This is a genomic window from Thermoleptolyngbya sichuanensis A183 (genome assembly GCF_013177315.1).
GTDB lineage: Bacteria > Cyanobacteriota > Cyanobacteriia > Elainellales > Elainellaceae > Thermoleptolyngbya > Thermoleptolyngbya sichuanensis.
The window spans coordinates 5479333-5496253 of record NZ_CP053661.1 but is presented as its reverse complement, the minus strand read 5'-3'; the positions used below and the strand labels follow the sequence as shown (position 1 = coordinate 5496253).

Sequence of the window (16921 nt, the reverse complement as noted above, 5' to 3'; positions counted from 1 at the left end):
CGTTTAAGTTTGCCGTTGTTGTTGAAGTTAGGTAAACCCCTATGACTGGATTTGTGCCACCCGATCGCCCGTCTTCCGGTTTATCGCCGAGGGGTGGGGCCGATTTTCAGGCAGAAGGCAATCCGGTAGACGCGATGCCGCCTGCCTCTGGCGTGTTGGCAGAGCAGGAGGGCATGATTTTGCAGCGGGGCGGCGAGGAACTGCGCCTGCAAAAGCTGGGCGATCGCTTTACGTTTCGCCCGACCGCAGACGCACCCGCCGAGATCACCCTGGAGGACTGGGTTCAGCAACTAGACGTAGAATCCCTGCGTCCGGTTCCCGGGGTGGACTTGATCGAGGTGAAAACGGCAGCGGGGCAGGCAGATGCCGGGATCGACCGGGCCAGGGCGCATCGGTACGTTGCCTTTGCCAGCCATGTCTATCAACTGGCGCAAAATCCCCAAACGCGGGTCTATCTGACCGATGAGCTAACGGTGCAGTTTGCTAATAGCGTGACGACGGAAGCTATGGGGGCGATCGCCCTCGAATTGGGCCTCAAGCCCGCCCAGCCCGTCGTCGGCATTCCCCAGACCTACGTGTTTGAGGTAACCCCGCAAGCCAGGGCAAACCCGATCAAGCTGGCCAACCAACTCATGCGCCGCCCGGATGTGCTGCTGGCGGAACCCAACATCGTCATCCGCGCCCAGCAGCTTTATCGCCCCCAGGAGCCAGAATATCCCCGCCAGTGGTATCTGCAAACCCAGGGCAGCTCCCAGATTGCGCCGACGGCCCACATTTCCGTCGAACCTGCCTGGGACGTGACGCGGGGCAGTCGGGCCGTCGTCGTGGCTGTCACCGACGACGGGTTTGATCTGAACCATCCCGACTTTCAGGGGCCAGGAAAAATCGTGCAGCCGCGAGACTTTAAGCTGCAAACCAATCTGCCGCTGCCAGAAGCATCCCACGAAAACCACGGCACGGCCTGCGCGGGCGTGGCGATCGCCGAAGAAAACCAGTTTGGCATCGTTGGCGTTGCCCCTGGATGCAGCCTGATGCCCCTCCGCACCACAGGGTTTCTAGACGACCAGGCGATCGAGTCGCTGTTTGACTGGGCCCTGCAAAAAGGGGCCGCAGTGGTTTCCTGTAGCTGGGGGGCCAGCGCGGCCTACTTTCCCCTGTCGCTGCGGCAGCGGGCGGCGATCAACCGGGCGGCGACCCAAGGGCGCGGCGGCAAGGGCTGCGTCGTCGTCTTTGCAGCAGGCAACGCCAACCGCCCCACCAGCGGCATCGTCAACGAGCAGGGCTGGGTGAACAACGTCCTGCGGGGCAACACCCAGTGGCTCAACGGATTTGCAGTGCATCCCGACGTAATCGCCGTGGCAGCTAGCACCAGCCTCGACAAAAAAGCCGCCTATAGCAACTGGGGCGACGCGATTTCCGTGACAGCCCCCAGCAACAACGCACCCCCAGGGATGTGGCTGCCCCAAACGGGCTATACCTACACGGGCCCACAAATTCGGGCGGCCCTGCCGGGGGTAGGCGTGTTCACCACCGATCGCCTGGGGGCAGCGGGCTACGATCCGGGCAGCTTTACCAACACCTTTGGCGGCACGTCGAGCGCCTGCCCGGTGGTGGCGGGGGTGGCGGCGCTGGTGCTGTCGGTCAATCCAGACCTGACGGCGCGAGAGGTGAAGCAGATTTTGCAGGAAACCGCCGACAAAATCGTGGACCCCGATCCCGACCCCCAACTGGGATTGCGCTTTGGCACCTATGATGCCAGCGGCCATTCCAAGTGGTTTGGCTATGGCAAGGTAAATGCGGCGCGGGCAGTGGAGGCGGCGCGGCGCAGGCTGTCAGCGGCGATCGCCCCCAGCGAATGGCAGTCACTTTCCAACACCACGCCCGTCGCCATCCCCGACGACACCCCCCGCGGCGCAACCAGCATTTTGCAAGTGCAGGGCGATTCCCGTGGGGAGCGCGCGGATCGCCCCCTGCGCGACCTGCGGATCACGGTAGACGTGGAACACAGCTATCTGGGCGACCTAGAAATTATGCTGCTGCCGCCCCAGGGCGACCCCATTCTGCTGCAAAGCCGCACCCTCGGCCGCCGCACCCGCCTGCAAACCACCTACACACTGCAAACCACGCCACTCCTGCGGACAGTGCTAAACCGCTCGGCCCGGGGCGTGTGGCAACTGCGGCTGGTGGACTGTGCGCCGCAGCACGTTGGGCGGCTGCTGAGCTGGCAGTTAAATTTGGGCTTTTAGGCACATTTAGGTACATTTAGGCACATTTAGGCACATTTAGGCACATTGCTAAACAGCCGTCGCTTTCGGCGATTTCCAGAGACGGTGCAAATTGCGGGGGGCGATCGCTATAAGATAAGGAATGTTGCAGGACATCGCGCTCTGTGAAGCCGCTGCCCGCCCAGGTTTCGTTTTTACTAGAACTCAGATTTTCATCCTCACAAAACAACAATGGATATCGTCGAATTTTTTGAACAGAGCAGCGGCAAATGGTTCTCTCAGCGCACTAGCCATCACCTGGCGTTCAAGCAAACCGAGAGCGGCAAGTCCGACATCGTCATCGACTTGCTGAGCAAGGATGACCCGGCTGTCATTGCGCTGTGCCAGCAATACGAAATCGACCCGGCCTTGGCGCTGTGTGGGGCCCGCGTCACCTGGGACGGCACGATGGAATGGGACAAAGAAAAGCATGAAGGCTCCACCGTGATTGTGCCTGTCGCTGATGCCGAGCAGCCCAACGAAGGCAAAATGCTGCGCGAACAGGGATACGCCGAAAAGGCCCCCGTGGCCGGCCGCTACGTCATGGGCGACGACAACTCCCTAACGCTCATCACCGAATACGAAACCATGTATTCCGAAGAGCGCCTCTGGTTTGCGAGCCCCAACCTGCGCCTGCGAACTAGCATCCTCAAGCGCTTCGGCGGCTTTAGCATGGCCACCTTCTGCTCCGAAATTCGCATGGGCGGCGCAAAATAGCCTGCCTGAATTCCCGTCTTTAATCTCTAAACCTGACCCCTAACCCCGAATGACCAACGCACTCGACGACAAAACCATCGTCCGGGACTATTTCAACGCGACCGGATTTGACCGCTGGCGACGCATCTACGGCGACGGTGAGGTCAACAAAGTCCAGCTTGATATCCGCAAAGGCCACCAGCAAACCGTAGATACCGTACTGGGCTGGATCAGAGAAGACGACAACGCCAGCGCCCTGACGATCTGCGATGCTGGCTGCGGCGTGGGCAGCCTCAGCATTCCTCTGGCGCAGATGGGCGCAACGGTCTTCTCTAGCGACATTTCTGAAAAGATGGTGGGCGAAGCAAAGCAGCGAGCCGAGGCGCTGGGGCTGTCGGGCAATCCCACCTTTGCCGTGCAAGATCTGGAGTCGCTCAGCGGCAAGTATCATACGGTGGTTTGCCTGGACGTGCTGATCCACTATCCTCAGGAAGACGCAGCGCGCATGATTGCCCACCTGGGTTCCCTAGCAGAGTCGCGGCTGATGCTCAGCTTTGCGCCCAAGACGCTGGCCTACAGTCTGCTCAAGAAAATTGGCGACTTTTTCCCCGGCCCCAGTAAGGCCACCCGCGCCTACCTGCACCGCGAGGCGGATGTGGTTGCCGTGCTGGAAAGCCAGGGTTGGATCGTGAAGCGCAACGCCATGGCCAAAACGCAGTTCTATTTTTCGCGGCTGCTGGAGGCCGTTCGCTAAGCGCTGGCCATCGCTTTTGCCTTGCCACGGGGTTTCCTAAGCGGCTGATTCAGGGCATTCTACGGGTGCATTGCTCATCTATATCGTTTGCGATATTCACCCGGCCTATGAAACTTCTTCGTCAAATAGCCTCTGGTGTGCTGCTCAGCCTGAGTCTGCTGTTTCTGATGGTGGCGGCGCTTGCGCCATTTGATGAAAGCGAACCCCCTGAAGAACGACGAGACATGGTGCTGGGTGGGCTGATGCTGGGGGTGCCGATGATGCTTGGGGGTGGCTGGCTGCTGTGGGGGTTGCACCGAGATTGGCGAGAGGAGGAGAGCGATCGCCTCCGCAGTCTTTTCTTTGAAACGGCGCGGGCCTATAACGGCTGCTTCAGTGTGATGCAGTTTGCCATGGCCGCCAACATATCGGGCAACATGGCCAAGCAATACCTGGACGAGCGGGCAAAGGAGTTTGAGGCCAACTTTGAAGTAGATGAGCAAGGCGGGGTGTTTTATCGCTTTCCGCTGCGTCAGTTCGAGCCGCCCCAAGACCTGTCTTGACTACCTGTCTTGACTATAGGTTCAGCCGACAGAGCGTAAGAATTTTTAACAAAAACTCTCATCAAATCAGACTACTGTAACAATTTAGGTGCTCTTTGCAACGGTTTAGTGCCGATTCGAGAGGAAACACGCCATTACCCGATGCAGTCCTTCAGCGCTGGCGTGTTGGGTTTATGTTGGGCGCAAGTCGGGCGTAAGGATCGGGAAACCAGAGCAAAAGTCTGGGTTTCCTGCCCCGGAGCGTCGAGTTGTGTCGATTAAGCTGGTTAAGAAAGCTGTCAAAATGCGCTGGAAAAGGCACCTAAACCGCTAGTGGATTTTCGCTAGTAGACGCATTTAGTTGGGATATTTAGCAGGACATTTAGCATGAGCAGCAATTTAGCATCCAAACTCCGCGAGGGAACCAAAAAGTCTCACTCTATGGCGGAGAATACGGGCTTTGTCGCCTGTTTTCTGAAGGGCACGGTAGAACCCACCTCCTATCGCAAGCTGGTGGCGAATCTCTATTTTGTCTATTCTGCGATGGAAGAAGAAATGCAGCGCCACCGTGAGCATCCGCTGCTCTCTCATCTCTATTTTCCAGAGCTAAACCGCAAAGCCAGCCTAGAAAAGGACCTGACCTATTACTTCGGTTCCAATTGGAGGGATCAGGTTGCGCCCTCGACCGCCGCGCAAGACTATGTGGCTCGCATTCGGGAGGTGTCGAACGAGTCTCCCGAACTGCTGATCTCCCATCTCTACACCCGCTATCTGGGCGACCTCTCTGGGGGGCAAATTCTCAAGAAAATTGCTCAGAACGCGATGAATCTGTCGGAGGGTCAGGGCACTAACTTCTACGAGTTTGAGCAGATTCCCGACGAGAAGGCGTTTAAGGTGATGTACCGCGATCGCCTCGACAGCCTGCCCGTGGATGAAGCCACCGCCGACCGCATCGTGGACGAAGCCAACGCTGCCTTTGGCATGAATATGTCCATGTTCAAAGAGCTAGAAGGCAACCTGATCAAGGCGATCGGCATTCAGCTCTTTAATCTGCTCACTCGCCGCACCCGTCGCGGCAGCACCGAACTGGCAACGGCAGAGTAGGGATCAGAGGATCAGAGATTCAAATTTAGGGATTGCAACTTGGGGACTCATTTGGGGTTCTCATGCGGCATTCCGACAAATCGGGTGAGTCTTTTGGGTTGGAGCGTTCGCGTTGAAGCCGAGCGTTTTGGACAAAAGGATTGACCCGATTGTTTTTTACAACATGGTTTTTGCACAGCCAGGACTTGTACAGCCAGGACTTGTACAGCTAGGACTTGTGCAGCCAGGAGTTACGCTGTTTTTTGCCGATGTAGGGCGATCGCCCGACCTCACCCTAATTCCTGTAACCGACCCTGAACCGCATCCCTAAACCCTGGGCCCCGATTCGGCGTAAAATTCAAAACACTGGCTAGTCAATCCCTGGCCGTTGATTCCTTGCGCCGGGCCTTACGAGATGCGTTTTGAAAAGATTCTGATTGCCAACCGTGGTGAGATTGCCCTCCGCATTTTGCGGACTTGCGAAGAGATGGGCATTGCCACTGTGGCAGTGCATTCTACTATTGACCGCAATGCGCTGCATGTGCAGCTTGCGGATGAGGCGGTGTGTATTGGCGAGCCGCCCAGCAGCAAGAGCTATTTGAACATTCCCAATATCATCGCGGCAGCGCTCACCCGCAACGTCAGCGCGATTCATCCCGGCTACGGTTTTTTGGCAGAAAATGCCCGCTTCGCGGAGATCTGCGCCGATCACCAAATTGCCTTTATCGGGCCCTCTCCGTCTGCGATGCGGGCGATGGGCGACAAGTCTACGGCCAAGGAAACGATGCAGCGAATCGGCGTGCCCACTGTGCCGGGGAGCGATGGGCTGTTGACCGATGAGAAAGAAGCACTGGCGATCGCCCGCAAAATTGGCTATCCCGTCATCATCAAAGCCACAGCGGGTGGCGGCGGCCGGGGAATGCGGCTGGTTCGCAGCGAAGCGGATTTGGTCAAGTCTTTTCTGGCGGCCCAGGGCGAGGCCGAAGCAGCCTTTGGCAATCCCGGTGTGTATCTAGAGAAATTTATCGAGCGGCCCCGCCACATCGAGTTTCAGATTCTCGCCGACGGCTATGGCAACGTGATTCACTTGGGCGAACGCGACTGCTCGATTCAGCGCCGCCACCAAAAGCTGCTCGAAGAAGCGCCCAGCCCCGCCCTCACGCCGGAACTGCGGGAAAAAATGGGGTCAGCGGCGGTGCGCGTGGCCCAGGCGATCAACTACCTCGGCACGGGCACGATCGAGTTTCTGCTGGATGCCTCCGGTCAGTTCTATTTCATGGAAATGAACACGCGCATCCAGGTCGAGCATCCCGTTACGGAGATGATTACTGGCATGGACTTGATCGCGGAGCAGATTCGCGTGGCCCAGGGCGATCGCCTCCGACTCACTCAAGAGCAGGTGCAGTTGCGCGGCCACGCCATCGAATGCCGGATCAATGCCGAAGACCCAGATCAGAACTTTCGCCCTGCCCCCGGACGCATCAGCGGCTATCTGCCCCCCGGCGGCAACGGCGTTCGCATTGATTCCCACGTCTACACGGACTATGAAATTCCGCCCTACTACGACTCGCTGATCGGCAAGCTGATCGTTTGGGGGAGCGATCGCCCCACGGCTATTCGCCGCATGAAGCGGGCCCTGCGCGAGTTCGCCATCACGGGGCTGCCCACCACCATCGGCTTCCACCAGCGGATTCTGGAAACGCAGGATTTTGCAGACGGGCGTGTTTACACCAATTTTGTGGAGCAGATCATGCAACGGTAGGCGCGGGTTGATCAAAAGCCTGGGGGATGGAAGCCTCATCCCCAACCTCATACCAAACCTCATCCCCAACTTCACACCCAACCTCATACACCACCTCCTCCCCTCAACCGCTCAATCAACGCCTGCCGCATGACCTCGACCGGAACCTCCTGCCCCAGCCACAAACGCAGGGCAGCGGCTCCCTGCTGCACCAGCATTTCCAGACCGCTGATGGGCATTGCGCCGAGGGCAGTGGCCTGCTGCAAAAAGCGGGTGGGGTTGGGGGTATAGATCAGGTCGTAGGCGATCGCCCCTGGTTTCATCGTCAGCCCTGGCTCTGCACCCAGCGGCGAAGCCTGAGTATGGGGTTGCATCCCGATGGGCGTGGTGTTGACCAGCAGAGTTGCCCCAGGGAGGAGATTCGGCAAATCCTCCCACGGATGCACCGAGAGCGTGGCAATCGGCGAGTTTCGCCAGCTTTGCTGAAAGGCTTTGAGCTTGTTTAGGTCGCGCCCGACGACGTGGATTTGCGCCAGTCCCAGTTGGGAACAGCCAGCGACGACGGCCCGCGCCGCGCCGCCGTTTCCCAAAATCACTGCCGTACTCTGGCTCCAGTCGGGCGATCGCTCTGGGGGCAGGGTCAACAGCGGCGACAGAAATCCCTCCACATCAGTATTGGTGCCGGCCCAGCCCGTTTCTGTTCGCCAGATTGTGTTGACCGCGCCCACCGATTGGGCAATCTCTGAAATATGATTCAGAAACGGTATCACAGCCTGCTTGTGGGGAATCGTGACGTTGAAGCCGCGCAGACCGATGGCGGCAAACCCGGCGATCGCCTGGGGCAGGTCTTCCGGCGCAACGGGCAGCGGCAGGTATACATAATCCACACCGAGATGGGCGATCGCGGCGTTGTGCATCACAGGCGAGAGCGAGTGGGAAACGGGATGCCCAATCACGCCCAAAAGTTTCGTAGTGCCAGTAATCCCGGTCATCATAGGTGCTTCAGCGGTGCAAATGGGATGCAAATGGGATGCATTAATGATGCATTAGTGCAAATTGAGGGAGCAGGTTGAGGGAGTGGGTTGAGGGAGCGGGTCGGGGTCAGGAATCGAACCTTTGTATCAGGGATGTGTGTCAGAATCATTACATCTATTGAGCACTGAGCAACGAATTGTCCATGCTGGGGACTGTGCTTGGCGGGCGTTATCGCATTATTACTATTTTGGGGGCAGGTGGCTTTGGACAAACCTACCTGGCCGAAGATGAGCAGCAGCCGCGTCGATGCGTGGTCAAGCAGTTCAAGCCCGTCAGCCAAGATTTGCACCTGCTGGTGGTGGCGCGTCGTCTGTTCGACACCGAGGTAGAAACGCTGCGTCGCCTGGGACAGCACGACCAGATTCCCGAACTCTACGACTCGTTTCAGGAGGGCGAAGAGTTTTATCTGGTTCAGGAATTTATCGAAGGGCACGCGCTGAGCGAAGAGTTTGCGGGCGGACGGCAGTTTTCGGAACCTGAGGCGATCGCCCTCTTGCACGACGTTCTCAACGTGCTGAGCTTCGTCCACCAAAATCAGGTCATCCACCGCGACATCAAACCCGCCAACCTGATCCGCCGAAAATCCGACGGCAAGCTGGTGCTGATTGACTTTGGCGCAGTGAAAGAAATTCAGACGCGGCTGACGGGCATTTCTGGACAGACGGAAGTGACCGTGGGCATTGGCACCCAGGGCTATACACCCAGCGAACAACTGATGGGGCGGCCCCGCTATTGCAGCGACCTCTACGCGCTGGGCATGACGGTGGTGCAGGCGGTGACGGGCTGCCCGCCGTCGCAACTGCCAGAAGACCCAGAAACCCTGGATGTCCTCTGGCAGCATCAGGCGGAGCTTAGCCCCGGTCTGATGCTGATTCTCGACTATCTGGTGCGCTATGACTTTAGCCAGCGCTATCAGTCGGTGGCAGAGGTGCAGCACGCCCTAGCGCAACTGGCAGACCTGCCCACCGATCTCCCAGACACGCCCACGTCGCTGCTGCCGCCTGCGGTGGCCCATCGCGCACAGCCCTTGCCGCCACTCTCCTGGCGCGATCGCCTGCGGATGGGCTGGCGGGGACTGGCGATCGCCACGGCCACCGCCGCCGCCCTGTCCCTGGGGCTAAAACACCTCGGCTGGACGGAACCCCTGGAGCGTCTCGCCTACGATCAGATGACCCGGCTGCAACCCGCCCTGCCGCCAGACGATCGCCTGCTGATTGTGGGCATTTCTGAGGCAGATTTGCAAGCGCTGGGTCGGGCGACCCCCTCAGATGCCGATGTGGCCAAGGTGCTGCGAATCCTGCAACAGGCAGAGCCACGGGTCATCGGGCTGGGGCTGTGGCGCGATTTGCCTCAGGAACCGGGCCGGGCGGCGCTGCTGGAAGAACTGCGATCGCCCAAGGTCATCACCTTCATGCAGTTGGGCAGCGTCACCACGCCCCAAATTCCGCCGCCGCCTGGGGTTCCGCCTGTGCAGGTGGGCTTTAGCGATTTGCTGGTGGATGCCGATCGGGTCGTGCGGCGGGGGCTGATTTTTGGCGGTGAGTTTCATTCCTTTGCCGTGCGGCTGGCGCAAAAGTATCTGGCGAGTGAAAACGTAGGACTCCGCACCAGTTCCACCAATCCTGGCATCACTGAACTAGGCGACATTCCGCTGCCCCCGCTCGAATCGACTGCGGGCGGCTATCAGCGGCTCGATGCAGGCGGCTATCAGCTTTTGCTGCGCTATCGATCGCCCGACGCGCCTGCGCCCGTGGTGGCGTTTGCCGATGTGCTGAACGGGCGCGTGGCGGCGGATCAGGTGCGCGATCGCATTGTGCTAATTGGCACCACTGCCCCCAGCGGCAAAGACCTGTACTACACGCCCTTCAGCGCCGGCCAGCAGACCGAACACCAGATGCCCGGCGTGGTCATTCATGCCCAAATCACCAGCCAGTTGTTGAGCCTGGTGCAAGACGGGCGGCGGCTGATGGGCTATTGGCCCGATTGGGCAGAGGGGCTGTGGATCGTCGGCTGGGTCGCAGTGGGCAGCGGGCTGGGCTGGTTTTTGCGACATCCGGCCAGGCTGGGCGCGGGCAGCGTGGCGGCAATCGGCATTCTCATCGGCAGCAGCATTTGGCTATTTGGGCAGCAGGTGTGGATTCCGGTGGCCACGCCGGCGATCGCCCTCACGCTGGCCACGGTAGGAACTGCGGCCCACCGCATTTATCGGGAGTCGAAGCTGGACACCGACCTCACCCAAATAGTATGGGACAAAACGCTGATCACCGATCTCGGCCGTCGGGGGCATTCGCCATGACCCCTGCTCCTTCTTCCAAGGACAAGGACATCGCCAACCCGCTGCCTGGAATCCGGCTCAACCGTCAGCAGCGCAAAGCATTGCGCGAACTGGAGAAGTTTACCCGCAGCAGCGAAAAACTCTATCTGCTGACGGGCTACGCGGGCACAGGCAAAACCACGCTGCTGCAAGCCCTGATCTGCCGCCTGCGCGACAAGGGCGATTGCCGCCGCATCGTCCTCACTGCTTTTAGCAACAAAGCGACCAAGGTGCTAGAGCGCATGGCCGACGAGTGGCGGCTAGAGATCGACTGCATGACCTGCTGCAAACTGCTGGGGCTGCGGCCGGAAATTGATTCGGTTTCAGGCACGCAGGTCTTTAAGCCCGACCGCGACAGCGAAAACCACTTCGACCGCTATCATCTCGTCGTGGTAGATGAAGCCTCGATGATCAACGCGGAAATGTGGGGACTGCTCACCAACGCCGTCAATAGCCTCCTCAGCCAGACGCAGATTCTATTCGTCGGCGACATTGCCCAACTGCCGCCCATCGGCGAGCCAGAATCGCTGGTGTTCAGCCAGATTCACCACCGTTCCGACCTGACCGAAGTGGTGCGCTATGGGGGGGCGATCGCCCTCCTGGCCGAATCCATCCGCAACAACCTCACCCGCCCCGACCTGCCCAACTTTGAGACGGATGCCAATGGCGATCGCACCGAAGGCGTAATCGTCACCCGCCGCATGGACTGGGAACGCCTGCTGATCCGCGCCTTCCAGAGCGAGTCCTATCAAGCAGACCCCGATTACGTCCGCGCCCTCGCCTACACCAACCAGCGCGTCCGGGAGCTAAACCACAAGATCCGCCGCGCCATCCACGGCGACAAAACGCCGCGCTTTGTGGAGGGCGATCGCCTCGTTGCCAACACGCCCTACATCGTCGGCGATGCCGTGATTCTGCAAACCTCCAGCGAGTGCGAAGTCCTGTCCGTCGAAACCACCACCGAGGGCGACTGGCATATCTGGCGGCTCCACGTCCTCACCGACGACGGCAAAAACCGCAGCCTCAGCGTCCTCCATGAACTCAGCCAGGGACAATACGCCCACCTGCTGGATGCCTACGCCAAAGACAAGCGCTGGAGCGAGTTCTGGCAGCTCAAAAGCGCCTTTGCCGATGTCCACTACGCCTACTGCCTGACCATTCACAAGTCCCAGGGGTCAACCTTCCAAAACGTGTTTGTAGATGTGCCCAACGCCCTAATCAACCGCAACATCCGAGAGTGCAACCAGCTCCTCTACGTCGCCGTCACCCGCGCCGCTCAGCGCCTCTTCCTATTTCAATAACTGCGATCGCTCCGCCGACTGTACAGCCGCCTAGAATAGTAGTACACATAGCAGTACATATGGCAGTACATATGGCAGTACACACAGCTTAGTCCCGACGCTCTGGGTCTCGACGCTCAACGTCTGACCTCTCCCCCCGGATCATATGGAATAGCTGGAAAGCTGACCGTGTATCAGATTAATGCATCAGATTGGCAATCCAAAATCGTCAATCTAAAATCCAAAATCAACCCGCCCCATCTCTATCCCCCCCTTGTCCTGCGTGCCCTCATTGCCTCCTCTCACGCCCCTACTTAAAGACCCCGAACGCCTAGAAGCGCGGCTCAAGGAAATTCCCCAGGAGCCAGGGGTCTACTTTATGCGCGATGCTGCCGACAACATTGTTTACATCGGCAAATCCAAGAGCTTGCGGAGCCGCGTGCGGTCCTACTTTCGGGAAGACCCGTACCGGGAATATCGGATCGCCTGCATGACCAAGCAGGTAGCAGAAATCGAGTTCATCGTTACGGATACCGAAGCTGAAGCGCTGGCGCTGGAAGCCAATCTGATTAAGCAGCACCAGCCCCATTTCAACGTGCTGCTGAAGGACGACAAGAAATATCCGTTTCTCTGCATCACCTGGAGCGAGGAGTATCCGCGCATCTTCATCACCCGCAAGCGCAAGCTCAACAGCAAGGATCGCTACTACGGCCCCTACGTCGATGTAGGGCTGCTGCGACGGACGCTGAACTTGGTCAAGCGCGTGTTTCCCCTGCGCCAGCGGCCGCAGCCGCTCTTCAAAGATCGCCCTTGCCTGAACTACGACATTGGGCGCTGTCCGGGTGTATGTCAGCGGCTGATTAGCCCGGAGGACTATCGCAAGACGCTGCAAAAGGTGGCGATGATCTTCCAAGGACGCACCCAGGAGCTAGAGGCCATCCTGACGACGGCAATGGAAAAGGCGGCCGAAGATCTGAACTTTGAGTATGCGGCACGGCTGCGGGATCAGATTCGCGGGATTCAGTCGCTGGGGGCAGACCAGAAGGTGCAATCGCCAGACGATACCGTGTCACGAGATGCGATCGCCCTGGCAGCCGACGAACACCACGCCTGTATCCAGCTTTTTCAAATTCGAGCGGGGCGGCTGGTGGGGCGGCTGGGCTTTGTGGCGGATGCTCAGTCGGGCACGCCGGGAGCCATCTTGCAGCGAGTGCTGGAGGAGCATTATCAAACCGTAGAGGCGATCGAGATTCCGTCGGAAATCCTGGTGCAGCACGAGTTGCCCGATGGCGACATTCTGGCGGAGTTTCTCACCCAGCGGCGCGGCCGCAAGGTACACATCTTTTTGCCACAGCGCCAGACCAAAGCCGACCTGATCGACATGGTAGAGCGCAACGCAGGTTATGAACTGGCTCGCACCCAGCGCTTTGCCGATCGCAACAACCAGGCCATGCTCGACCTGGCAGAAATCCTCGACCTGCCCGACCTGCCCCACCGCATCGAGGGCTACGACATTTCCCATATTCAGGGGTCGGATGCCGTCGCGTCCCAGGTCGTATTTATCGACGGAATGCCCGCCAAGCAGCACTATCGCCGCTACAAAATCAAAAATCCCACCGTGAAGTCGGGGCATTCTGATGACTTTGCCAGCATGGCGGAGGTGATTCAGCGTCGCTTTCGTCGCTATGCCCAAGACCCAAACCTCCAGCGAGTGGGCAATCCTGATTTTCCTGACCTAGTGATGATCGATGGCGGCAAGGGGCAGCTTTCGGCGGTGGTAGCCGTGCTGCGGGAGATGAATCTGCTAGAAGACGTGAAGGTGGTTAGCCTGGCCAAGCAGCGCGAAGAGATTTTTCTGCCGGGGGAGTCTCTGCCGCTGACAACGGAGGCCGAGCAGCCGGGGGTGCAGCTTTTGAGGCGACTGCGCGACGAGGCGCACCGCTTTGCCGTCAGCTTTCACCGACAGCAGCGGAGCGATCGCATGAGGCGCTCTCGCCTAGAAGATATTCCGGGTCTGGGGCATCACCGTCAAAAGCAGCTCCTTGCCCACTTCCGCTCGATCGACTATCTGCGCGAAGCCACTCCCCAGCAAATCACCGAAGTCCCCGGCATCGGCCCCAAAATGGCGCAGCAGATTTACGACTACTTTCATCCGCAGCAGGATCGGGAAGATGAACTGCAAGCGGAATCAGCATCATCCTAATGGCTAATTAATGGCTAATCATCCACGGGCGACCCCCAGTGTGATTTTTGACCCTTGGGGGCGATCGCTCTTCTGTGCGCTGAATCAGTTTGGGTTCCTTCGCTTCCTGCTTGAGGCGGAGCGAGCCTGATAGGATGGCCGGCGGCGAGAAAATGCGCTGGGCTGGCTGCTGACAGGTGGGACATTCAGCAGGGAGGTTGCGCTCATCGAGCGATCGCCACTGATCAAAAACGCCACACTCCGGACAGCGAAATTCGTACAACGGCATAGTTGTTCTGCGTCCTGCAATTTTGGTTCATACTTTTAGTTCTTACCCTTAGCTCCTTCTCTGCGATACCTAAAAAAGGTAGCGGGGCAAAAAGGTAGCGGGGCGAGGCAGTAGGACAAAAGGGCGATCGCTAAACAGGTAAGATATTTTGATCAAAAATTTCTGTCGGAATCGCCAGCGTCGCGCAGGCATTTGGAATGTCTACAATGCCACTCACCCGCCCTTCCACCGGGGCACAACTGAGCAATAGATAAGCCTGTTCGCCCGTATAGCCAAATTTCTTCAAATACTCAATCGCATTCAAACAGGCCCGCCGATACGCAATGTGGACATCCATGTAATATTGCTTGCCCGTGAATTCATCGACCGAAATTCCCTCAAAAACCAGGTATTCCGAATATCTAGGTTCAACAGGGCCCGGCTTAAAGATAGGATTCACCATGCCATACTTCTCCATGCCGCCCTTGATGATGTCCACATGCAGATCGATATAGCCCGACATTTCGATCGCACCGCAGAACGAAATTTCTCCATCCCCTTGGGAGAAGTGAATATCCCCCATCGAAAGCTTTGCGCCTTCGACGTAAACCGGAAAGTAAATGCGCGTGCCCTTCGAGAGGTTCTTAATGTCGCAGTTGCCTCCATGTTCTCGCGGTGGCACGGTTCGCGCCGCTTCGGCCGCAACTCGCCCATACTCAGAAGCCGGAAGCGTACCCAGAATAGCGTTCGTCGGGTTCGGCAAGGCCGCCAAGACGGGTGCATCGCCCGAAAGCCCCGCTCCGTAGGTTCGCAAATCGGGCGCAGTCTGCACGAGTTCTGCTTCGCGCTGGTTCCAGGTTGCGAGCAATTCATGGGATGGAGCGCAGCCGATCAGTCCAGGGTGAATAATGCCTGCAAACCGCACTCCTGGAATGTGCCTTGAAGTGGTGTAAATACCTTGAAAATCCCAAATTGCCTTCGCAGAATCTGGGAAATGATCGGTTAAAAAGCCGCCCCCATTTTTCTTATCAAAAATCCCCGTAAAGCCCCATTCATCCCCCTGCAATGCCCCAATATCGAGCAGATCCACCACCAGAATATCTCCCGGCTGGGCCCCATTGACCCAGATTGGCCCGCTGAGGACATGCACCACGGTCAAATCCACATCGCGGATATCGTCAGGACTGTCGTTGTTCTTGATTTGCCCATCAGTCCAGTCCTTACATTCAATCCGAAAGATGTCCCCCGGATTGACAGATACGACGGCAGGAATTTCTGGATGCCAGCGATTGTGCCCAGGCAATTCCTGCTCGTTCATTGGTTTGGTCAAATCTACCTTAAATAGTGTTTTTGGCATAGGAAGTCTCCCCAATTGTTTGGGATTGATGAATCATTTCTTGCTTGAGTTATTTCGTTTTTATAGAATTGCAAATCGGCAGCGTTGCATAACCCAGGAGCGCAGGTAAAAGCCTGTATAGCCCTTCCGGTATTGACTCTTTGATTGACTCTTTGATTGACTCTTTGATTGACTCTTTATATGCCTCAACATATATGCCTCAACATTTGAAATCAGGTTAAAAGCTGTTTGGCAATTTCGTATCGTATGTTCAGGCACTCATATAAACTGTCAAATTGACTACTGAAAGACGTGGCTTCCCTGCTGCAAAAAGGCAAATTCAGGGCGATCGCCCTACCCCAAAAGTTTCATCATTTGCAATCTTTTTTATAACTTCATTTAACGCAACACAAAAACAAAAATTAAAACCATCTCCCCAGGAATCCTGAAGCGCTTTAATCCTCCCGCTTCAATCATCTGGAAAGATGGTTTCTGTCGTGTAATTCCTTTCTCGCAAGCCCCTTCTAGGAAAGGCTTAAGAAAACTATCGAGGGCCGAATTCAAACCCCAGCTTGCCTAACTGGCCTAATCAGAACAACTTACAGGCAAGCAATCTATCGCAGCATTTCGTCCGGCTTCAGCGGTGCAGTTGTTTTACGCCAGGAGGTCGATTCTTGAGTCGCGTTAGCCTGACTGGTTCGCGATGCGGCTGTGCGTTTGCTGCGACGAACTCCATCTGTGAGTCGAGAGGTTTGGGGCGGGGTGGTTTGTCCTGTGGGCAGGGCGATCGCCATCATCCGACTCGCTTGCAGATACAGTTCACCATCGGGCGTAAAGCGTGCCAGAGCAGCCTGGAGCGACGTATCTAGCTTTTCTACTTCTGCCTTAAAGTTTTCAGGTTGATTGACCGGATCAAAGGTTGCCAAAAACGTCACATTGGTATCCGGATTGAAAATCACATTCGCATCTTGCTGGCTCAATTGCCAGGCTTCCTGAAACTTTCCATCTGGCGCAATCTGCCACAGGTTTAGCTCCGCCTGCCAGTTTCCTTGTCCGACTTCAGCAATCTGACGATCCAGAATGGCGTAGGGAATATCGGTTTCGCTATTGGTTTCAGGGTTTGCGCCTTCGACCAAATATCGAACCGCAGAAACCGTGATTTTGGTCTTGCTGGGCAGGGAGGTCGTGCCCGAAACCGTATACGTACCACCGCCTTCGTCCTGGATTTCGCGAATAGATAAGTTAAGTGGGGTGCCGGAGTTGGTCAGACCACGCAAGTTCGTAGGGGCAGACGAGCAGCTCAGAGAACCAACTGCCATAACCGAAATCAGCCCTAAGAGAACCAGTCTTTTGAAGATCAAATTAGTCGTTTGACGAGTTGTGTTGGACAGGGTTCGGGACATAGTGCTGAAGGCTATTTTTCGAGCTTGGTTTTGCGCTTGAATGA

The 16921-nt window shown here is 57.5% G+C and carries 14 protein-coding genes; 10 read left to right on the top strand and 4 right to left on the bottom strand.

Annotated features, from left to right (window positions below; translation table 11 throughout):
- Positions 1-41: 41 nt before the first annotated feature.
- From HPC62_RS22800 to accC, 7 genes are all read left to right on the top strand, one after another.
- A complete protein-coding gene (locus HPC62_RS22800; RefSeq protein WP_228721676.1) occupies positions 42-2246 on the top strand; it encodes a S8 family serine peptidase in 2205 nt (734 codons plus the stop codon).
- Between the two features lie 210 nt (positions 2247-2456).
- The gene (locus HPC62_RS22795; protein ID WP_172358660.1) at positions 2457-2981 is read left to right on the top strand and encodes a phycobiliprotein lyase; all 525 of its coding nucleotides are present in this window, start codon (positions 2457-2459) and stop codon (positions 2979-2981) included.
- Between the two features lie 49 nt (positions 2982-3030).
- Complete coding sequence (bchM, locus tag HPC62_RS22790) at positions 3031-3714, top strand: magnesium protoporphyrin IX methyltransferase (protein ID WP_172358659.1); 684 nt, start codon at positions 3031-3033, stop codon at positions 3712-3714.
- A gap of 107 nt (positions 3715-3821) precedes the next feature.
- Positions 3822-4256 carry a hypothetical protein gene (locus tag HPC62_RS22785; protein WP_172358658.1) on the top strand — a complete coding sequence of 145 codons (435 nt, stop codon included), beginning with the start codon at positions 3822-3824 and terminating at the stop codon, positions 4254-4256.
- A gap of 366 nt (positions 4257-4622) precedes the next feature.
- Positions 4623-5339 (top strand): biliverdin-producing heme oxygenase, encoded by a 717-nt coding sequence (locus HPC62_RS22780; RefSeq protein WP_172358657.1) that lies wholly within the window; start codon positions 4623-4625, stop codon positions 5337-5339.
- A gap of 163 nt (positions 5340-5502) precedes the next feature.
- Positions 5503-5649, top strand: a complete 147-nt coding sequence (locus HPC62_RS22775) for a hypothetical protein (RefSeq protein WP_172358656.1) — start codon at positions 5503-5505, stop codon at positions 5647-5649.
- An 84-nt stretch (positions 5650-5733) separates the two neighbouring features.
- Positions 5734-7080 carry an acetyl-CoA carboxylase biotin carboxylase subunit gene (gene accC / locus HPC62_RS22770; protein WP_172358655.1) on the top strand — a complete coding sequence of 449 codons (1347 nt, stop codon included), beginning with the start codon at positions 5734-5736 and terminating at the stop codon, positions 7078-7080.
- A gap of 83 nt (positions 7081-7163) precedes the next feature.
- Here accC and HPC62_RS22765 read toward each other — a convergent pair whose 3' ends face one another.
- Positions 7164-8051, bottom strand: coding sequence for a shikimate dehydrogenase (locus HPC62_RS22765; RefSeq protein ID WP_172359133.1), 888 nt, complete (start codon positions 8049-8051; stop codon positions 7164-7166).
- Positions 8052-8236: 185 nt separating this feature from the next.
- Here HPC62_RS22765 and HPC62_RS22760 point away from each other — a divergent pair, with 185 nt between their 5' ends.
- The 3 genes from HPC62_RS22760 (at position 8237) to uvrC (ending at position 13891) form a co-directional block, all read left to right on the top strand.
- Positions 8237-10390, top strand: coding sequence for a CHASE2 domain-containing protein (locus tag HPC62_RS22760; protein ID WP_172358654.1), 2154 nt, complete (start codon positions 8237-8239; stop codon positions 10388-10390).
- Complete coding sequence (locus HPC62_RS22755; protein WP_172358653.1) at positions 10387-11709, top strand: ATP-dependent DNA helicase; 1323 nt, start codon at positions 10387-10389, stop codon at positions 11707-11709. Before HPC62_RS22760 ends, HPC62_RS22755 begins: the two co-directional genes overlap by 4 nt.
- Before the next feature lie 271 nt (positions 11710-11980).
- Positions 11981-13891, top strand: a complete 1911-nt coding sequence (gene uvrC, locus HPC62_RS22750) for an excinuclease ABC subunit UvrC (protein WP_205370884.1) — start codon at positions 11981-11983, stop codon at positions 13889-13891.
- Between the two features lie 7 nt (positions 13892-13898).
- On the opposite strand, the gene HPC62_RS22745 is transcribed toward uvrC, so the two are convergent.
- The 3 genes from HPC62_RS22745 to HPC62_RS22735 form a co-directional block, all read right to left on the bottom strand.
- Positions 13899-14159: an FmdB family zinc ribbon protein gene (locus HPC62_RS22745; protein ID WP_172358651.1), complete on the bottom strand. Its 261-nt coding sequence runs from the start codon at positions 14157-14159 to the stop codon at positions 13899-13901.
- A gap of 130 nt (positions 14160-14289) precedes the next feature.
- The gene (gene fmdA, locus HPC62_RS22740) at positions 14290-15495 is read right to left on the bottom strand and encodes a formamidase (protein ID WP_172358650.1); all 1206 of its coding nucleotides are present in this window, start codon (positions 15493-15495) and stop codon (positions 14290-14292) included.
- A gap of 593 nt (positions 15496-16088) precedes the next feature.
- On the bottom strand, positions 16089-16793 hold the full coding sequence (locus HPC62_RS22735) for a hypothetical protein (RefSeq protein ID WP_172358649.1): 705 nt from the start codon (positions 16791-16793) through the stop codon (positions 16089-16091).
- Positions 16794-16921: the final 128 nt, after the last annotated feature.